The organism is Streptococcus sanguinis SK49 (assembly GCF_000212815.1).
GTDB lineage: Bacteria > Bacillota > Bacilli > Lactobacillales > Streptococcaceae > Streptococcus > Streptococcus sanguinis_C.
Genome location: NZ_GL890985.1, coordinates 67,234 through 84,252 on the forward strand (window position 1 = coordinate 67,234; position 17,019 = coordinate 84,252).

Below are 17,019 nucleotides of genomic sequence, written 5' to 3' on the forward strand. Positions count from 1 at the left end.
TATTTTTGAAGATAGTAAATAATAGGTCAAAAGGAGAAAAATTATGAATGAAAGTAATAAGAGAAAAAAAACTAAAGCTGTTATTGAGAGAGCCATGGTTACATTACTGCAACAGGAATCTTTCGACCATATCACAACTGTCCAGTTAGCCCAAGCTGCTGGTATTAGTCGTAGTAGTTTCTACACTCATTACAAGGACAAGTATGACATGATTGAACGTTATCAACAAAGCCTTTTTCACCAACTAGAATATATTTTTGAGAACAATCAAGAGGATATTAAAACTGCAATAACGGAAGTTTTTCAATTCCTTCAGCTAGAGCCGCTCTTGGCTGCCCTTTTGACAGAAAACGGCACGAAAGAGATTCAAAATTTCCTACGCCATAAACTACAGGTGATGTTGGCAGATAGTCTGCAGGATCGTTTTAGCAAGCGTATTTACAATCATTTTGAAAAAGAATACAGCAGGGTTTTTCTCGCCAATGCCTTCTTTGGTGTCTGCCAAATGTGGATTGCCAGAGGAAAAAAAGAAAGTCCTGAACAAATAGCAGAATTTCTTTTAAAAATGCTGTAAGAAGCTGCTGGAACCCAATGGGTTCCAATTCTTTTCATATTTTTGAAAAATTAAACAGGGTGTACGAAACCTCTTTTGGTTCTGCACACCCTATTTTTTTTATTTTATAGTTTCATAGCTAGCATATTGACCGTCATACCAGCTGCTGTTCCCATCAGAGCGATGGTGTCTCCTTCCTTGACTAGATTACGCTCCAGAGCATAGCAGAGAGAAAAAGGCACTGCTACTGACACCATATTCCCATAATCTTGCACAATATTAAGGTATTTATCATCAGGAATACCCAAGCTGCGCATGACCATTGGCAGGGCACGACTAGCCTGATGCGGAATGATATAATCCAAGTCAGACAGGCTGAGACCACTCTTTTCTTTAAATTCTTTAAACATTTCTGGAATTTTTCTGGCAGAGAGCAAGAGTATCTTCTTACCATTCATGTCAAACATGTAGTGAGTCTTGGTAGCGTCCGAGTACTCCTTAGGCTGAAAAGATGTCAAACCACCACGAATCTCTGTATCATGAGCTCCCTCAGACCAAGTCCGCTGCAGGCTGGAGATGACACCTCTCTCTTCCTCTGTTGCTTCAAAAATCAAAGCAGCCGCACCGTCACTGAACAACTCAAAACTTTCTTTCTGATTGGGATTAAGCCCTAAACTTCCAACCTCACTGGACACGATGAGGATCCTATGATACTCACCAGCCTCCAACAAATGAGACATGAGACTCAAAGCCGAGATAAAGCTGGTGCAAGTCGTATTGATATCCATGGCTGGAATGGACAAGCCCTTGGCTACCAACTCATGAATCAGGGCAGCAGTACAAGGAATAGGCTGAACGCCCACCGCACTGGCTGACACGATACAATCGATGTCTTTGATTGTCAAGCCCGCTTGCTCTAGGGCTTTTTCAATTGCCTTAACCGCCATGGAAAGCTGGGTTTCTTCATTTTCCACCACCCGATAACGGGTCTGATCATTAAAAGTCACAGTATTTCTAGGTAGATGCGTACCGTAACCAACAATCTTTATATGATTCTTTACTGCTGTCATATTAAACTCCTTCTTGTCAGACTTGGGGCTTCTCGGCAGCTGGGTAAACTGCCAAAGCGCTTCAGCCTCTGATTCATATATTTTTCCACTGGGGGCATTCTTAAGCCCGATAGATACGTTTCAACTTACGGCTTCTGTCCCGCTGATAATTTTCAAAAGAAATAGCAGGCATAAGAAAGTCTTTATCAGTCGCTAAGTTTTGAAATTGCTGGACAATCTCGTCTTCTCGCTGCTGACTATGATGTTCGATAGCAATGGTCAGCGAATGGTCCTGCTTCTGAGCTACTTGGTATTCTCCAATCCCATCAACTAAGAGCAGACAACGGCGAATAAAGTCTGGAAAGACCTCCACCGACTGACCTGCAGCATTTTCAAAAATGAAAATATCATCTGAGCGCCCCTCAATCCTGTCAATCCGTGTAAAGACCGAACCGCAAGGGCAAGGTTCAGGATTTTCGACCAAGATATCATTCAGCTCATATTGAAAAATTGGCTGAGAAGTCCGCTTAAAATCCGTAATAATTGGATAAAAGCGCCTATCATCCAGGTAGCGCTTATCTACATGGACAATATCTTCGTTTAGATGAAGATTGCCGTAGGCACAGCTGCAGGCTAAAAAGCCCTCGGTCGCTTGGTAGACCTGATCCACCATTTTCAGACCAAAACCTGCTTGAATCCTCTGCCGATCTGGCTCTTCCAAAATCTCTGCCACCGACACGACTTTGCTAGGGGCAATCTGCAAATTTCCTGCCTGGACTTGTTCTGCCAGCTCCAAGAGCATTGATGCTGGCGCTACCAAAATCGTCGGCTGGTAAGCATTCAAGCGCTCTACGTGTTCTTCAGCTCCCTGGAAAGTATCAAAATACTCCAGAGAAATCAAGCCTGAATTGACAGTCTGATAGAGTTGGTTATCTGCCCGAAGAAAGAAGGCTATTTTATGTCCAAAGAGTTTGCCTGTAGGCAGCATCTTGGCCAAGATGGCTGCCGCCCACATACTGCGCTCCTTTTCAGTGGTGACAAATAAACCTCGGTGACCGGATGTCCCCGAAGACAAGCCGACAGCAATTTCTCCTATCATAGGGCTGAAATCACGTGTCAGCTCGCTCTCCAGAGCCAAGGCTAGCAACTCATCTCGATCCAGTCCCTGAGTATTGAGCTCATTGAAATGCTCCATCATAAAGGCCTTATTCATCTTAAAATCTGCTGGAATGCCTGATTTGAAATAAGGCGATTCCTGCTGTAGAAATTCCCGATAAGCTGCTAAAGCCTTGACTTGATAGCGTTCCAATGCCTGTCGATCTTTAAATCGATACCCCCAGCGCATGACGCTAAAGGTTTTTAGAAATGTTCCTAGTTTCATACAAAATCTGCTCCGCTCTCTCAGCCGGATCATGACTGACTAGCACCTGATAGCCAACAGCAAGCAACTGCCGCAGCAAAGACACACCGGCCATGTATTCTTCCTTGCTATCCTGGATCAGTGACGGCAAGAAACGCATCTGCTCCGTGTACGGCAACAGATCCACGCCCCAGCACAAATCAGCTCCGATAAACAGATGATAATCTGGCAAAAAGAGACAAGCTTGACCAGCGGCATGTCCATCAACTGAGGCCAGATATATACTGCCATCCCCAAACAAGTCGACTGTCTTGCGATAGAGGAATGCTTCTTGCACCTGCTGAGGTTCCACTACTTCCAACCGACTCTCAAAATCCTGCGGAAGAAATTCCTTGAAAATCAAATCCTTCAGTTTGGCATGCTGATACGTTTTGAAGACGGTTTTGGTCAGAATGAAGCGAGCCTTGGGAAAGAAAGCGGCTCCGCCGATGTGATCTGGATGCAAGTGCGACAAGATGACATAAGAAATATCTTCTGGCGCAATTCCTTTTTGCTCAAGCAGACGATCTACACGCTCCTCTTCTGACATATCAACAGGCGTTCCCAGACCATAAAGCCAGTATTTAAAATTGGGCTTCAGAATAGCTGGAGAATAGCCAGTGTCGTAGAGAATATAGCCTTTTTCACGATGCTTCAAGAGGAAAACACCAGCTGGAAAAATCATTTTTTTCTTGGCAACTCCCTTAAACATCTGCTGCAAGTGACTGCTGCAGCGCCCAGGCTGAAGATACTCAATTTTCTCGATAATGTTGGACATATTTTGCAATCCCTTCACTGATTGTCAACTTGGGTTGGTAGCCCAAATCCCTTACCGCTGCTGATATATCCAGCGTTTGACTGTAACGCATTAAGTAATAAGTGTAAAGAGTCAGAGGTGGCTCTTTTTCAATGTTAAAAAAGCGATAAAAGCTTTCAAATCCTTGTGCCAGAAGACATAGAAAAGCAGCAGGTAACTTAATATAACGTTTACGAACTTGTAAACCATCTAAAGCTTCATCGAGCATATCCTTGAAACTACGGGATTCTCCGTTGGTAATGTTGTAAACTTGTCCTTGCGCTTCTGGCATTTCCAAAGCCAGTCGAACAGCAAAGGCCACATTTTCCACACAGGTCATGTCCATCATTTGCTGGCCATTTCTGATGAGTGGAATCGCCAGTTTTTGGCTTAAGCGCAGAATCCTAGGAAAGATACTGGTATCCCCAATACCAAAAAGCCCTCTTGGGCGCAAGATAACCGATGGAACTTGAGGATAGCTTCGGACAATCCGCTCAGCCATGAGCTTGCTTTTTATATAGAAATTCAGCTCATTCTCCTGAGGAGCAGCCTCTTCTTTGATAGCAAGTTGGTCACGTGCCGCAGCATAAACACTTGGGGAGGAAATATAGACCAGTCGTTGCACTCCAAAATGTCGGCACGCTTCCATAACCAACTTGGTTCCTACTACATTGGTCTGATAAAACTGCTCCCAGGATCCCCAAATCGTTGAGAGGGCACCAGCATGCACCACTGCATCCACTCCTTCGCAGGCTGCAAAAATTTCTTCTTCTCTGGTAAAATCTCCAGCAAAAAACTCTACTGAAGGACCTTCTAACTGCCGACCAGCCTTCAGATTACGGCCAAAAGCCCGCACCTGATAGCCTTGTTCAGCCAGCTCTTCAACAACATACTTTCCTAGAAAGCCAGTCGCTCCTGTCACTAGAACCTTCATCGCTACTCCTTTCATATAATTTTCTGTTTGTGTCTTGTCCCCATTATACACCATTTCAGCAAATCTTCCGTAAAAAAGCTGGAAAAAATCTTTACAAAGTGTCTCACCTGATTGGATGGGAGCAGCAAGAAATAAGATAATTACCCAAAGCAGCTGTCTCAATCCATTGACATTTTTTAGTTGGAAATAACTCTAATTAATTCATTGAGAGTATAAAAAAGAAGCCGGGAAACCGACTTCTGAACAAATACAAATTAAAGCATTTTGTTGTAGAATTCAACGATAAGTGCTTCGTTGATTTCTGGGTTGATTTCATCGCGCTCTGGAAGGCGAGTTAATGAACCTTCTAATTTTTCAGCATCGAATGATACGAATGCTGGACGTCCAAGAGTTGCTTCAACAGCTTCAAGGATTGCAGGCACTTTCAATGATTTCTCACGAACTGAGATCACTTGACCTGGAGTTACGCGGTATGATGGGATATCAACGCGTTTGCCGTCAACAAGGATATGACCATGGTTTACGAATTGACGAGCTTGACGACGAGTAGTCGCAAGACCAAGACGGTAAACAACGTTATCCAAGCGACGCTCCAAAAGAAGCATGAAGTTGAAACCAAGGATTCCTTCTTTGATTTTTGAAGCTTGAACAAACAAGTTACGGAATTGTTTTTCACCTACACCGTAAGTGAAACGAAGTTTTTGCTTTTCAGCCAATTGCAAACCGTATTCTGACAATTTGCTGCGGTTGTTTGGTCCATGTTGACCAGGTACATAGTTACGGCGAGCCAATTCTTTACCTGTACCAGTAAGAGAAAGACCTAAACGACGAGCTTGTTTCCAAGATGGTCCTGTATAACGTGACATAAAAATGTCCTCCTGTAAAATATTTTTGAGGAAATAGTCACTTAGAAAGCCCTGATTCGTGCAGAACATTTTCGCCCAAACAGCTAAGGCTACTTTTATAGCTGATGTTCTGTTGACGAGCTCCATGCTTTCCTGCTGCTATTTCACACGAAAGCTATTGTATCATGAATAAAGTCAAAAGTAAAGAGGATCATACAAAAAATCAAGCCAAAAGGCTTGATTAAAGTTGTTTCTTTAAAGCAAAGGAATTCCGACAGTTGTTTCACACTCCCAAAATCTTCAAAATCTCCTGCTTATATTGCAGCTTCTGCAATTCCTTATCCTCGCTGTCTGACCAAGTCAGTTGGAAATCTGCAACGATTTGCCCAGGCCGATTTTTCAGAACATAGATACGGTCACTGAGAGCCAGAGCTTCCTCGATGCTATGAGTAATGAGAAGAGTCGTCAGACCCAGCCTACGGTGAATATCCAGATACCAAGCGTGTAGCTCCATCTTAGTCAGCTCATCCAAGGCACTAAAGGCCTCGTCTAGAAGAAATAGCTTGTGACCGAACATATAGGTCCGTAGCAGAGCCACGCGCTGCCGCATCCCCCCACTCAGCTCATGTGGATACTTGTCTGCTACATCAAAGAGCCCGAACTCTTTCAAAATCTGAGTTGCCTGCTCCGTCGCTTCCTTTTTTGATACTTTTCGGATTAGCAGGGGCAAGATGACATTGCCTAGCACCGTCTTGTGCTCCAGCAGCAAGTCCTTCTGCAGCATATAACTCACCCGGCCCTTAGGATTTTCCTGCCCATCTAGGACAATCCTGCCCGACTGGACCTCCAAAATCCCCGCAATCAGATTAAAGAGGGTCGTTTTCCCGACTCCACTAGGCCCCAAAATCGCTACGACCTGGCCTGCTTCTACCTGTAGGCTGATATCTTTCAAAATCTGCTGCTCATCATAAGCATAGCTTACATTTTCAAGTTTAATTTCTGTCATTTTTTTATATAATCGTTGCTAAATCCCTTGTCACTCAAGTCATTGTCCACGATACCCTTATCCTTGGCCCATTTGTAAAAGGCATTCCAGCGGCTAGCCTCAAACTGACCCCACTTGTCCTTATCTGATGCATATTGCTCAGACAGATATTTTTGAGAAGCCAAGACAAAGTCACGCTTGTTTTTCAACTCTGGCGCATGCTTGATTAAAATATCCGCCGCTTCTTCAGGGTGCTCCATGGCATATTGATAGCCCTTCTTGATAGCCTGCAGGACCTTTTTCGCTTCGTCCGGATTCTTCTTCAGATAGTCATTATTGGCAATGATGACTGGAGAATAATAGTCAAACTCCTTTACATAGTCCTTCATATAAAAGAAATTAGTGTCCATGCCCTGAGACTGTGCCATGATGCCGTCCCAGCCATGATAAATCCAAGCTGCATCAAACAAGCCATTTTCAATCGGAGTAATAGAGTTGGAATCGTTGTTAGGAACCTTTTCTACCTCATCAAACTGACCTCCTTGGCTTTCAACCAAAGTTTTGAGCATGCCTAGCTCCACCGGATCATTCCAGGTACCATATTTCTTCCCAGCCAGATCCTTAGGACTTGTAATACCAGCCGACTTCTTGGAAATAATGCCCGAAGTATTATACTCTACAATAGCCGCAACAGCTGTGATTTCTGCGCCCTTATCCAGTTTTTTGGCCATAGAGTCCTGGAAGTAAATACCAAAAGGCGCCTTACCGTTGATAATCAAATCCGAACTGCTATCTTCAGGCGGCAACTTGATATCCACATCCACGCCTGCTTCCTTGAAGTAGCCCTTTTCTTGAGCTACATAAAGGCCGGTATGGTTGGTGTTAGGTGACCAGTCTAGGATAAAATCAATCTTTTTACCCTTGCTCTCAGATGTAGATTTCGACTGACCGCAGGCCACCAGGCCGATGATTGATACGGCAGCCAAACCTGCCAACAAGACTTTACAACTTTTTTTCATCATTATCCTCTTTTCTTTATTTGGAAAATAGCAGAGCTGAGCTCCTATTTCCACTTGATGACATATTTTTCACTGACAGCCACTAGCTTCATCCCCAGAAGACTGATGACCGAAACCAATATGATAATGGCAAACATGGTATCGTACTGGAAAAGTTTCTTAGACTGAATCATATAAACACCCAAGCCTTCGAAACCGCCCAGCCATTCGGAAACTACGGTCGTGATAAAGGCATAGGAAACACTGACGCGCAAGCCAGCATAGAAATAGGGCAAACTAGCTGGAATCTTAAAATGCCAAAGAATCTGCCAGCGATTGGCTTGCATAAGCTCAAAGAGAGTCATAGTATCCCGATCACAATGCCGAAAACCGTCCAGAATACTGACGATAATCGGAAAAGTCGTCGTCAGAATAATCAGCACAATCTTGGGCAAAATCCCATAACCCAGCCAGAGAACCAGAATTGGCGCTAAAGCAATGGTTGGAATCGTCTGCACCACGACCATCATGGGGTAGATTAGATCATTGAGCCAGCTCATACTGTCCATGAGTATAGCTAGTATACAGGCCAAGATGACGCCCAAGACTAAACCCAGCAAGGCTACTTTTAAAGTCGCCCAGCTATGACTTGCTAGAAAGCCAGCATCTCTGATAAAGGCCTGACCGATTTCCAGAGGTGTCGGCAGGATAAACTTGGGCAAGAGCTTGAGCCAGCCCATGACCTGCCAGATGACAAGTACACCCAGCATACCTAAGAGACCGATTTGCTGCCGCATCAGCCTTTGTAGTGCTTTCATTAGAACGATTTTCCTCCCTTCCTGTATTTTAGCGCTGCAATTCTTCAAGATATCACCATCGATAAAATTGATAAAAGAAAAAGCCTTTTCCATATATGGAAAAGGCGCACAAATACCACTGTTTTTTGGTATAATTCCTACGCTGGCATTACCCAGATCAGGTGCGGTCGAAGCTTACACTTCCTCTCAGACTGTACACAGACTCCCATATATAGGACTATGATAGCGCAATCATCAGCAAATGTCAAGGTTGGAGCTTGGACTCACTCCTTTTCAACGATAAGTGAAGCAAACGATCATCCATCAGTCAAACTTTCCTTTCGCAGCCAGCAAAGTCTCCATAGCCCTGATATTCTCTGTCTCGCTTGTGGATAAGATGGTTTCAAAGCCCAATTCAGCTGCCGTATCTAAGTTAGCCTGAATATCATCAATGAAAACGGATTCCACTGGATCCAGACCATATTTTTTCAACAGCTTGTGGTAAATCTCTACTTCTGGCTTGACGACACCGACCTCTGAGGAAAGGATATAGCCTGACAGCAGTGGGTAAATGGGCAACAAACCAGCTTTTTCAATATGATAAAAAATCTCACAAGTGGTTGACAAGATATAGATTCGATAACCTTGATCAGACCATAGCCGAATCCTTTCCTGTAAACCACTGTAAACATGCACAACCTCATACCAGTGATAAAAGATATTCTTAACGGCAGAATGATAGGAAACGTCCAGCTGAGCCAGGACTTCCTCACAGGCTTCTTTCAAACTCAGCTCTCCCTTGTCCGTCTGATGCCAGACACCCGACTCAAAAATGGCCTGTCTTAGGACCTGCCGCTGCTCTTTCTCAGGTTCAAAATATGTCAAGATTTTCTCAGAATTCCATTCAATCAGAACATTGCCCAAATCAAAAACTAAATTTTTAATCATGATGACCACCTGTTTTCTTTGCTTATCATCCTCTATATACGTCGATTTGACTGAGGAATTGCTTCAAATATAAGTAAAAAGGCCCACTGGACCTTTCTATTCATCAAAATAACGGATAAGGTTCTTTTCTGTCAAAATGTCAGAATAAGTATAAGACTCCACATAGGTATTGGAAATTTCCCCTGGCTGACCGCCTTCATTGGAATATTCCACGATAAACAGAGACGGATAGACTTCAATCAGACGGCCTTGCTTGCTTTTTTGGCGCTTACGACCGTTTTCCAGCGTCATCTCAACGATTTGTCCTTCATGCGCCTTGATATCTTCTTTGATTTTTTTCATTTTTGCCACATCTGTAAATGCATCACTCATCTTTATTCGTCCTCTCTTTTGGAAATACTTGAGAATTTATTATACTCTTTCTGGAAAATTAACTCTACTGTACCACGCGCCCCACTCCGGTTTTTCTCGATAATGACTTCAACCTTGTTGTTGGGAATGCCTTCTTCCTCCTCACCGGCTCGATCATAATAATCATCCCGGTAAAGGAAAGCAACGATATCCGCATCCTGCTCAATGGAACCTGATTCCCGAATATCAGACAGCACCGGTCGTTTATCCTGCCGCTGCTCCACGCCACGCGAGAGCTGACTCAGCGCAATGACTGGTACCTTGAGCTCCTTAGCCAAGATTTTCAACTGCCGAGAAATTTCCGAAACTTCTTGTTGACGGTTTTCACGACCAGTTCCTGTAATCAGCTGCAGATAGTCAATCAAGACCAGCCCTAAATTGCCCGTTTCCTGAGCCAGTTTTCGAGCCCGCGAGCGAATCTCTGTAATCCGAATCCCTGGTGTATCATCAATATAGATACTAGCGTTAGCCAGATTAGCTGTCGCAATGGTATATTTTTGCCACTCTTCATCTGTCAGTTGCCCCGTACGAATGGAATGAGAATTAATCACCCCTTCTGAAGCCAGCATCCGGTCCACCAAGCTTTCCGCCCCCATTTCCAGAGAGAAAATAGCTACAGTCTTATCCAGCTTGGTTCCGATATTCTGAGCAATATTAAGGGCAAAGGCCGTCTTTCCGACCGCTGGCCGAGCCGCCAGAATGATTAATTCTTCCTCATGCAAACCAGTCGTCATCTTGTCCAGCTCACGATAGCCAGTCGCAATCCCAGTGATATCTGATGTCTGCAGAGACCGAGCCTCCAGATTGCCAAAGTTAAGGTTCAGCACATCACGGATATTCTTAAAACCGCTACGGTTAGCTGTTTCACTGACATCAATTAGGGCTTTTTCAGCTCCGGCGATAATTTCCTCTGACAGCCGGTCGCCATCGTAGGCTTGATTGATAGACTCTGTCAGACGCGAAATCAGCCGCCTTAGAATGGCCTTTTCTGCAACGATTTTAGCATAGTATTCAGCATTGGCAGATGTTGGCACAGAATTGACCACTTCCACCAAGTAGCTGAGACCGCCGATATTCTGCAAATCACCCTGACTGTCCAAAATATTGCGAACCGTCGTTGCATCAATGGCATCCCCGCGGTCAGCCAAGTCAATCATAGCCTTGAAAATCAAGCGATTGGCATACTTAAAGAAGTCAGCAGGCTCGATATACTCACGAACAAAGACCAGCTTGCTCTCATCAATGAAAATGGCTCCTAAGACGGACTGCTCCGCTAAAATATCCTGAGGTTGAGCTCGGAGTTCATCAATCTCTGCCATCGGTAAATCCTTCCTTCAAATCACTATTATCCTTCTTTAACCCGCAAACGAATCACCCCAGTTATATCCTGATAAATTTTCACTGGAACATCTATCAGACCAATGGAGCGAATCGGTGAGTCCACCTTAATATGACGTTTGTCAATTTTGATACCAAACTGCTTCTGCAGCTCTTCTGCTATTTTCTTACTTGTAATAGATCCAAAGGTCCGGCCGTCTGGACCAACTTTTTCAGTAAATTCAACAAGAGTAGCTTCTTCTGCTAACTTAGCTTTAATAGCTTGAGCTTCTGCCACTAGTTCCGCGTGGGCTTTTTCTTCGGACTTTTGCTTGCCGCGCAGTTCACCGATAGCCTGGGCCGTTGCTTCCTTGGCTAAATTTTTCTTAATCAGAAAATTTTGAGCATAGCCAGTTGGCATTTCCTTGATTTCGCCTTTTTTGCCCTTGCCTTTTACATCTGCTAAAAAAATTACTTTCATCCTTTTTTCTCCTCGTCTATTATTACTTCCTCTTTAATGACTTGGTCCATAATTTCTTGATTCAGCGACTGAAGGACCTCAGAAACTGTTTTGCCTTCAATTTGAGCTGCCGCCAGATTAAAATGACCGCCACCGCCCAGCTTTTCCATAATTCGCTGAACATTGATCTTGCTGCGACTGCGAGCCGAAATAGACACATAGCCTTTGGTATTCTTGCTTACAACAAAAGTGGCTTCAATTCCTGACATAGAGAGCATGGTATCAGCTGCCTTACTGATGACAACTGTATCATAAGTGTTCTCTTCTGGACCAGCTGCTACAATGACATTAGGCAAAATCTTCTTGCCGTTTAAAATCAGCTCATTAATCGCACGATATTCCTCAAAATTCGTAGCAGAAATATCCTGAATCACAACACTGTCACTGCCCCGAGTTCGTAGATAGCTGGCCACATCAAAAGTCCGACTAGTGACTCGAGATGAAAATCCTTTGGTGTCAAGCATGATACCTGCCATGAGAATGCTGGCTTGCATCTTGCTGAGACGGTTCTTTTTAGAATTCTGGAACTGAATCAGCTCCGTTACCAATTCACTAGCACTGCTAGCCCCACTTTCGATATAGGCAATCACAGCATTTTCCGGAAAATCTTCATCACGGCGATGGTGGTCGACTACGATAATCTGACTGAATTGATCAAAGAAATCCTTAGACAGAGTCAGAGATATCTTGGAGTGATCAACCATAATCAAAAGAGAACGATTGGTCACCATATTTACTGCTTCAGAAAGCGGCACCAGATAGTCAGCCCCTTCCTGCTGGAGCTTTGTAATGGAGCGTTCAATGTCAGAAGCCATCTGGGACGGATCATAGACCACATAAGCTTTCTCAATGATATTACTGGCAAAGAGCTGCATACCAAGAGAAGAACCCAAGGCATCCATATCCAGATTTTTATGTCCGACTATAAAGACCTGATCCACACTCTTAATCTTATCAGAGATTGCAGTCATCATAGCCCGAGTACGGGTGCGCGTGCGCTTAACAGCTGACGCCGTTCCTCCACCAAAGAAGATTGGGTTCATGTTGTCATTATTTTCTTTGACGACAGCCTGGTCCCCGCCACGAACTTCAGCCAAGTTGAGGTTAAGCAGGGCAACCCTACCGATTTCATCATGATTGCCATCACCATAAGAAAAGCCCATACTGAGTGTCAGTGACAGCTCTCGATTTTTAGCTTCCGTCCGGAATTGATCAATGATAGAAAATTTATTTTCCATCAGCTGTTCCAGCACTGTGTAATCGGTAAAAAGATAGAACCGATCCATGCCAACCCGACGGTAAAACATGTGAAACTGCTCAGAAAATTCTGCTACGAAGTTAGCCACAAAGCTATTGATATGACTGATATCCGTGTCTGAAACGACATCTTCTAAATCATCATAATTATCCACCGAGATAATCCCGATCACCGGGCGCGTTGTTACCAAACCAACAGTAGCTTCGTATTCATTGGATGCATCAAAAAAATAAAACACACTTGATGCACGGTCCAAGTAAACCGAATATTTCTTGTCTACAACCGTAGCATAATGACCAGAGTCTGAATAAGCAGCCTTCATGATATTCTTGAGCATATCTGCATCAAAATCACCATCTTCGGTTGTAAAAATCAGTTCAGCATAGGGATTAAACCACTCTACATCACCATTATCTTCACTGATTTTAATGACACCAACTGGCATCTTATCCAGCAAGGAAGCGAGGCTTCCTTCTGCTTGATGATTGACATAATGAATCTGCTCAATCTCATCTAGCTCGGATACTCTCTGTTGCTGGATAAAAAGCACAATCAAAAGAGCCAGCACAAGCATGAGAGCAGCTAGCATGGCCAAACTATCACCAAAAAGCCTCAGACAGATGGCTAAGATTATAAAGGAAATTAGACCCGCCATCGCCAAATGAATTGGGGCAAAACGAAATTTTTTCATCATAGACCTCTTATTCCGCCATTTTACCATAAATCCTAGAAAAAAGCGAATTTCTCCCAATAATCAAAGCATTTAACAATGGTAAAGGAAGCGAAAAATAGTCTTTCAAAGTTTACAACATTGTAAACCTATTGTAAACTTACACAAAAAGGCTGCTTCCCAAAGGAAACTAAGCCTTTTACAAGAGTTACTTCGCTTGATTTTTAGAAATGCTTCTAGACTTGCCTTCTAAGTAAACCATCAAAATAGAAATATCTGCTGGATTGACACCAGAAATACGACTTGCCTGACCAATCGTTTCTGGATTAATTTTCTTGAACTTTTGCCGCGCTTCTGTCGCAATCGAATCAATATCATCCCAGTCAATATTTGCTGGAATCCGCTTCTCTTCCATACGCTTCATCTTTTCAACCTGATCGAGAGCTTTAGAAATATAGCCTTCGTACTTAATCTCTGTCTCAATTAGCTCGATAATCTTTTCATCAAGCTCCTCTGCCGCCGGACCAATGAACTGAACTACATCTTGGTAAGACACTTCCGGACGCCGCATAAATTCTTTGGCAGTTACTGCATCTGTCAGAGGCTTAAAGCCTAGCGCTTCTACCTTAGCGTTTGTTTCCTTAACAGGCTTTAGTTTGATAGATTCCAAACGCTTCATCTCGTTGTCAAATTGATTCTTTTTAATCTCGAAACGAGCCCAACGCTCATCATCTACCAGACCAATTTCTCGTCCTATCTCTGTCAAACGCATATCGGCATTGTCGTGGCGGAGAATCAGACGGTACTCAGCTCGACTAGTCAAGAGTCGATAAGGTTCTACCGTCCCTTTAGTGACCAAATCATCAATCATGACTCCAATATAACCATCACTACGCTTCAAAATCAACTCTGGCTTACCTTGGATTTTCAAGGCCGCATTAATCCCAGCGATAATTCCTTGACCAGCAGCTTCTTCGTAACCAGAAGTCCCATTGGTCTGGCCTGCTGTAAAGAGTCCTGAAATTTTCTTTGTTTCCAAGGTTGCCCGCAACTGGTGGGGCATAATCATATCGTACTCAATGGCATAGCCTGTCCGCATCATCTCAGCATTTTCTAGCCCCTTGATAGAGTGAACCAAGTCCTTTTGTACATCTTCTGGCAAACTAGTTGACAGCCCCTGTACATAAACCTCTTCTGTATCACGGCCCTCAGGCTCTAAGAAAAGCTGGTGGCGTTCCTTATCCGCAAAACGTACAATCTTATCCTCGATAGACGGGCAATAGCGAGGACCCACACCCTTAACGATACCTGAAAACATAGGAGCCCGGTGCAGGTTATTTTGGATAATTTCGTGACTTTCTGCATTGGTATAAGTCAACCAGCAAGGAACTTGATCTTTCACATAGTCCTCATCACGAGACGTGTAAGAGAAATGATTGGCCTTTTCATCACCTGGCTGAATCTCGGTCACATCATAATTGATAGATGATGCCTTGACACGCGGTGGCGTTCCTGTCTTAAAACGACCAATTTCAAAACCTAGATCACGCAGATTATCAGCTAAAGGAATGGCTGCTAGACTATGGTTAGGACCAGATGAATACTTGAGATCACCAATGATAATTTCTCCCCGCAAGGCTGTTCCAGTGGTAACAATGACAGCTTTAGCTGCATATTCCTGTTGCGTCGCTGTCTTAACCCCAATGACCTTACCATCTTCTACCAAGATTTCATTAATCATGGTTTGCCGCAGAGTCAGATTTTCTTGATTTTCGACAGTCTTCCGCATTTCTTTGGAGTAGACTTCCTTATCCGCCTGCGCCCGAAGAGCCCGAACAGCGGGTCCTTTACCAGTATTGAGCATTTTCATCTGGATATAGCTCTTGTCAATATTCTTGGCCATCTCTCCGCCCAAAGCATCTACTTCACGAACGACAATGCCTTTTGCAGACCCTCCGATAGATGGATTGCAGGGCATAAAAGCCAGCATCTCAATATTGATGGTTGCCAAAAGAACCTTACAACCCATTCGACTAGCAGCAAGCGATGCCTCAACCCCAGCATGCCCTGCTCCAATCACGATAATATCATAACTTTCAGTAAAATTGTGTGACATTTCTTTTTCCTTCATTTTTTCACCAAAAAAGGCCAATTCTCTAGAAGTGCAGGACAAAAAAGCCTGCAACATCCATGAGCTTTGACCATCATAGGTATTGCTTATCTTATTTTAGCAAATTATGTTGAATTGTCAATCTAAATGTACTGCAAGACTTGACCATTCTTATAAGCTCTGTCAATCAAGCCACCACCTAAGCACTCATCGCCATCATAAAAGACAACTGCTTGACCTGGAGTAACAGCCCTTTGAGGCTGATCAAAGTTGACAACTGCCTTGTCACCCTTTACAGTAACTGTCACTTTGGAATCAGGCTGACGATAACGGAACTTAGCTGTACATTCTATAGTAAATTCTTCTGGCATTTCTTTTGTGAAATGAACCTGACTAGCGTCAAGGCTGGTTGACATCAAATTGTCATGGTAAAAGCCCTGACCGACATAAAGAATATTTTGGCTGAGATCTTTTCCAACCACAAACCAAGGCTCATTATCACCACCATGTTGTCCACCAATTCCAAGACCACCCCGCTGGCCAATGGTATAATACATCAATCCAGCATGCTGGCCCATATCTCGGCCTTCCAAGGTCATCATGCGACCCGGCTGGGCTGGTAAATATTGACTCAGAAACTCTTTAAAATTCTTCTCACCAATGAAGCAAATACCTGTCGAGTCTTTTTTCTTGGCTGTAGCCAAACCAGCTCTTTCAGCAATTGCTCGAACTTCTGGCTTTTCTAAATGACCCAGAGGAAACATAGTCTTTTGCAGTTGTTCCTGTGATAGTTGACTTAAAAAGTAAGTCTGATCCTTATTGTTGTCCTTGCCACGCAGCATGTGAACCACGCCTTCTTGGTCTCTCTTCACCTGAGCATAGTGACCCGTTGCAACGTAATCTGCACCCAGTGTCAAGGCATAGTCAAGGAAGGCTTTAAACTTGATTTCCTTGTTACACATAACATCTGGATTTGGAGTCCTACCTGCTCGGTATTCCGCCAAGAAGTATTCAAAAACACGTTCCCAGTACTCTTTCTCAAAGTTGACAGAGTAGTAAGGAATGCCAATCTGATCTGCAACAGCAGCTACATCCTTGTAGTCCTCTGTGGCTGTGCAGACACCAAATTCATCTGTGTCGTCCCAGTTTTTCATGAAGATGCCAATCACATCGTAACCTTGCTCTTTCAAGAGCAAAGCAGTTACTGATGAATCGACGCCTCCGCTCATACCAACAACGACACGAGTCTTAGAGTTATCACTCATTGTGTTCTCCCATCTTTTCGTTATTTCACGATTGAAGGTCGTGCTGTGCTTTCAACGATTGAAGGTCGCTTGAGCAAGGCCTATTATAGCACGAAAGGACTAGGAAAACAAATCAGAAATTCAACTAAATTTATTAACTGTAAATTATGTTTACAACGTTGTAA

The 17,019-nt window shown here is 43.6% G+C and carries 16 protein-coding genes; 1 reads left to right on the plus strand and 15 read right to left on the minus strand.

Features of this window, described 5'->3' with window-relative positions; translation table 11 throughout:
* Nucleotides 1–43: 43 nt before the first annotated feature.
* Nucleotides 44–574 (plus strand): TetR/AcrR family transcriptional regulator, encoded by a 531-nt coding sequence (locus HMPREF9380_RS10585; protein ID WP_002931655.1) that lies wholly within the window; start codon nucleotides 44–46, stop codon nucleotides 572–574.
* A 104-nt stretch (nucleotides 575–678) separates the two neighbouring features.
* On the opposite strand, the gene HMPREF9380_RS10580 is transcribed toward HMPREF9380_RS10585, so the two are convergent.
* The 15 genes from HMPREF9380_RS10580 to mnmA form a co-directional block, all read right to left on the minus strand.
* Nucleotides 679–1,623 carry a 3-oxoacyl-[acyl-carrier-protein] synthase III C-terminal domain-containing protein gene (locus tag HMPREF9380_RS10580; protein WP_002907590.1) on the minus strand — a complete coding sequence of 315 codons (945 nt, stop codon included), beginning with the start codon at nucleotides 1,621–1,623 and terminating at the stop codon, nucleotides 679–681.
* A gap of 100 nt (nucleotides 1,624–1,723) precedes the next feature.
* Nucleotides 1,724–2,983, minus strand: coding sequence for a F390 synthetase-related protein (locus tag HMPREF9380_RS10575; protein ID WP_002931656.1), 1,260 nt, complete (start codon nucleotides 2,981–2,983; stop codon nucleotides 1,724–1,726).
* On the minus strand, nucleotides 2,952–3,779 hold the full coding sequence (locus HMPREF9380_RS10570; RefSeq protein ID WP_002931657.1) for an MBL fold metallo-hydrolase: 828 nt from the start codon (nucleotides 3,777–3,779) through the stop codon (nucleotides 2,952–2,954). Before HMPREF9380_RS10570 ends, HMPREF9380_RS10575 begins: the two co-directional genes overlap by 32 nt.
* The gene (locus HMPREF9380_RS10565; protein ID WP_032907100.1) at nucleotides 3,754–4,785 is read right to left on the minus strand and encodes an NAD-dependent epimerase/dehydratase family protein; all 1,032 of its coding nucleotides are present in this window, start codon (nucleotides 4,783–4,785) and stop codon (nucleotides 3,754–3,756) included. The genes HMPREF9380_RS10570 and HMPREF9380_RS10565 overlap by 26 nt, the downstream gene beginning before the upstream one ends.
* A gap of 200 nt (nucleotides 4,786–4,985) precedes the next feature.
* Complete coding sequence (rpsD, locus tag HMPREF9380_RS10560; RefSeq protein ID WP_002899562.1) at nucleotides 4,986–5,597, minus strand: 30S ribosomal protein S4; 612 nt, start codon at nucleotides 5,595–5,597, stop codon at nucleotides 4,986–4,988.
* 262 nt (nucleotides 5,598–5,859) lie between these two features.
* A complete protein-coding gene (locus tag HMPREF9380_RS10555; protein ID WP_002931661.1) occupies nucleotides 5,860–6,582 on the minus strand; it encodes an ABC transporter ATP-binding protein in 723 nt (240 codons plus the stop codon).
* Complete coding sequence (locus HMPREF9380_RS10550; protein WP_032907102.1) at nucleotides 6,579–7,580, minus strand: ABC transporter substrate-binding protein; 1,002 nt, start codon at nucleotides 7,578–7,580, stop codon at nucleotides 6,579–6,581. The genes HMPREF9380_RS10555 and HMPREF9380_RS10550 overlap by 4 nt, the downstream gene beginning before the upstream one ends.
* A gap of 44 nt (nucleotides 7,581–7,624) precedes the next feature.
* Complete coding sequence (locus tag HMPREF9380_RS10545; protein ID WP_032907105.1) at nucleotides 7,625–8,377, minus strand: ABC transporter permease; 753 nt, start codon at nucleotides 8,375–8,377, stop codon at nucleotides 7,625–7,627.
* Nucleotides 8,378–8,680: 303 nt separating this feature from the next.
* On the minus strand, nucleotides 8,681–9,304 hold the full coding sequence (locus tag HMPREF9380_RS10540) for an HAD family hydrolase (RefSeq protein WP_002931664.1): 624 nt from the start codon (nucleotides 9,302–9,304) through the stop codon (nucleotides 8,681–8,683).
* A 96-nt stretch (nucleotides 9,305–9,400) separates the two neighbouring features.
* Nucleotides 9,401–9,676: a Veg family protein gene (locus HMPREF9380_RS10535; protein WP_002894239.1), complete on the minus strand. Its 276-nt coding sequence runs from the start codon at nucleotides 9,674–9,676 to the stop codon at nucleotides 9,401–9,403.
* A 2-nt stretch (nucleotides 9,677–9,678) separates the two neighbouring features.
* Complete coding sequence (gene dnaB / locus HMPREF9380_RS10530) at nucleotides 9,679–11,034, minus strand: replicative DNA helicase (RefSeq protein WP_002894241.1); 1,356 nt, start codon at nucleotides 11,032–11,034, stop codon at nucleotides 9,679–9,681.
* 26 nt (nucleotides 11,035–11,060) lie between these two features.
* On the minus strand, nucleotides 11,061–11,513 hold the full coding sequence (rplI, locus tag HMPREF9380_RS10525) for a 50S ribosomal protein L9 (protein ID WP_002894242.1): 453 nt from the start codon (nucleotides 11,511–11,513) through the stop codon (nucleotides 11,061–11,063).
* The gene (locus HMPREF9380_RS10520; RefSeq protein ID WP_459561810.1) at nucleotides 11,510–13,501 is read right to left on the minus strand and encodes a DHH family phosphoesterase; all 1,992 of its coding nucleotides are present in this window, start codon (nucleotides 13,499–13,501) and stop codon (nucleotides 11,510–11,512) included. Before HMPREF9380_RS10520 ends, rplI begins: the two co-directional genes overlap by 4 nt.
* A 187-nt stretch (nucleotides 13,502–13,688) precedes the next feature.
* Nucleotides 13,689–15,596 (minus strand): tRNA uridine-5-carboxymethylaminomethyl(34) synthesis enzyme MnmG, encoded by a 1,908-nt coding sequence (gene mnmG, locus HMPREF9380_RS10515; protein ID WP_032907461.1) that lies wholly within the window; start codon nucleotides 15,594–15,596, stop codon nucleotides 13,689–13,691.
* A 137-nt stretch (nucleotides 15,597–15,733) separates the two neighbouring features.
* Nucleotides 15,734–16,879: a tRNA 2-thiouridine(34) synthase MnmA gene (gene mnmA / locus HMPREF9380_RS10510; protein WP_260469364.1), complete on the minus strand. Its 1,146-nt coding sequence runs from the start codon at nucleotides 16,877–16,879 to the stop codon at nucleotides 15,734–15,736.
* Nucleotides 16,880–17,019: the final 140 nt, after the last annotated feature.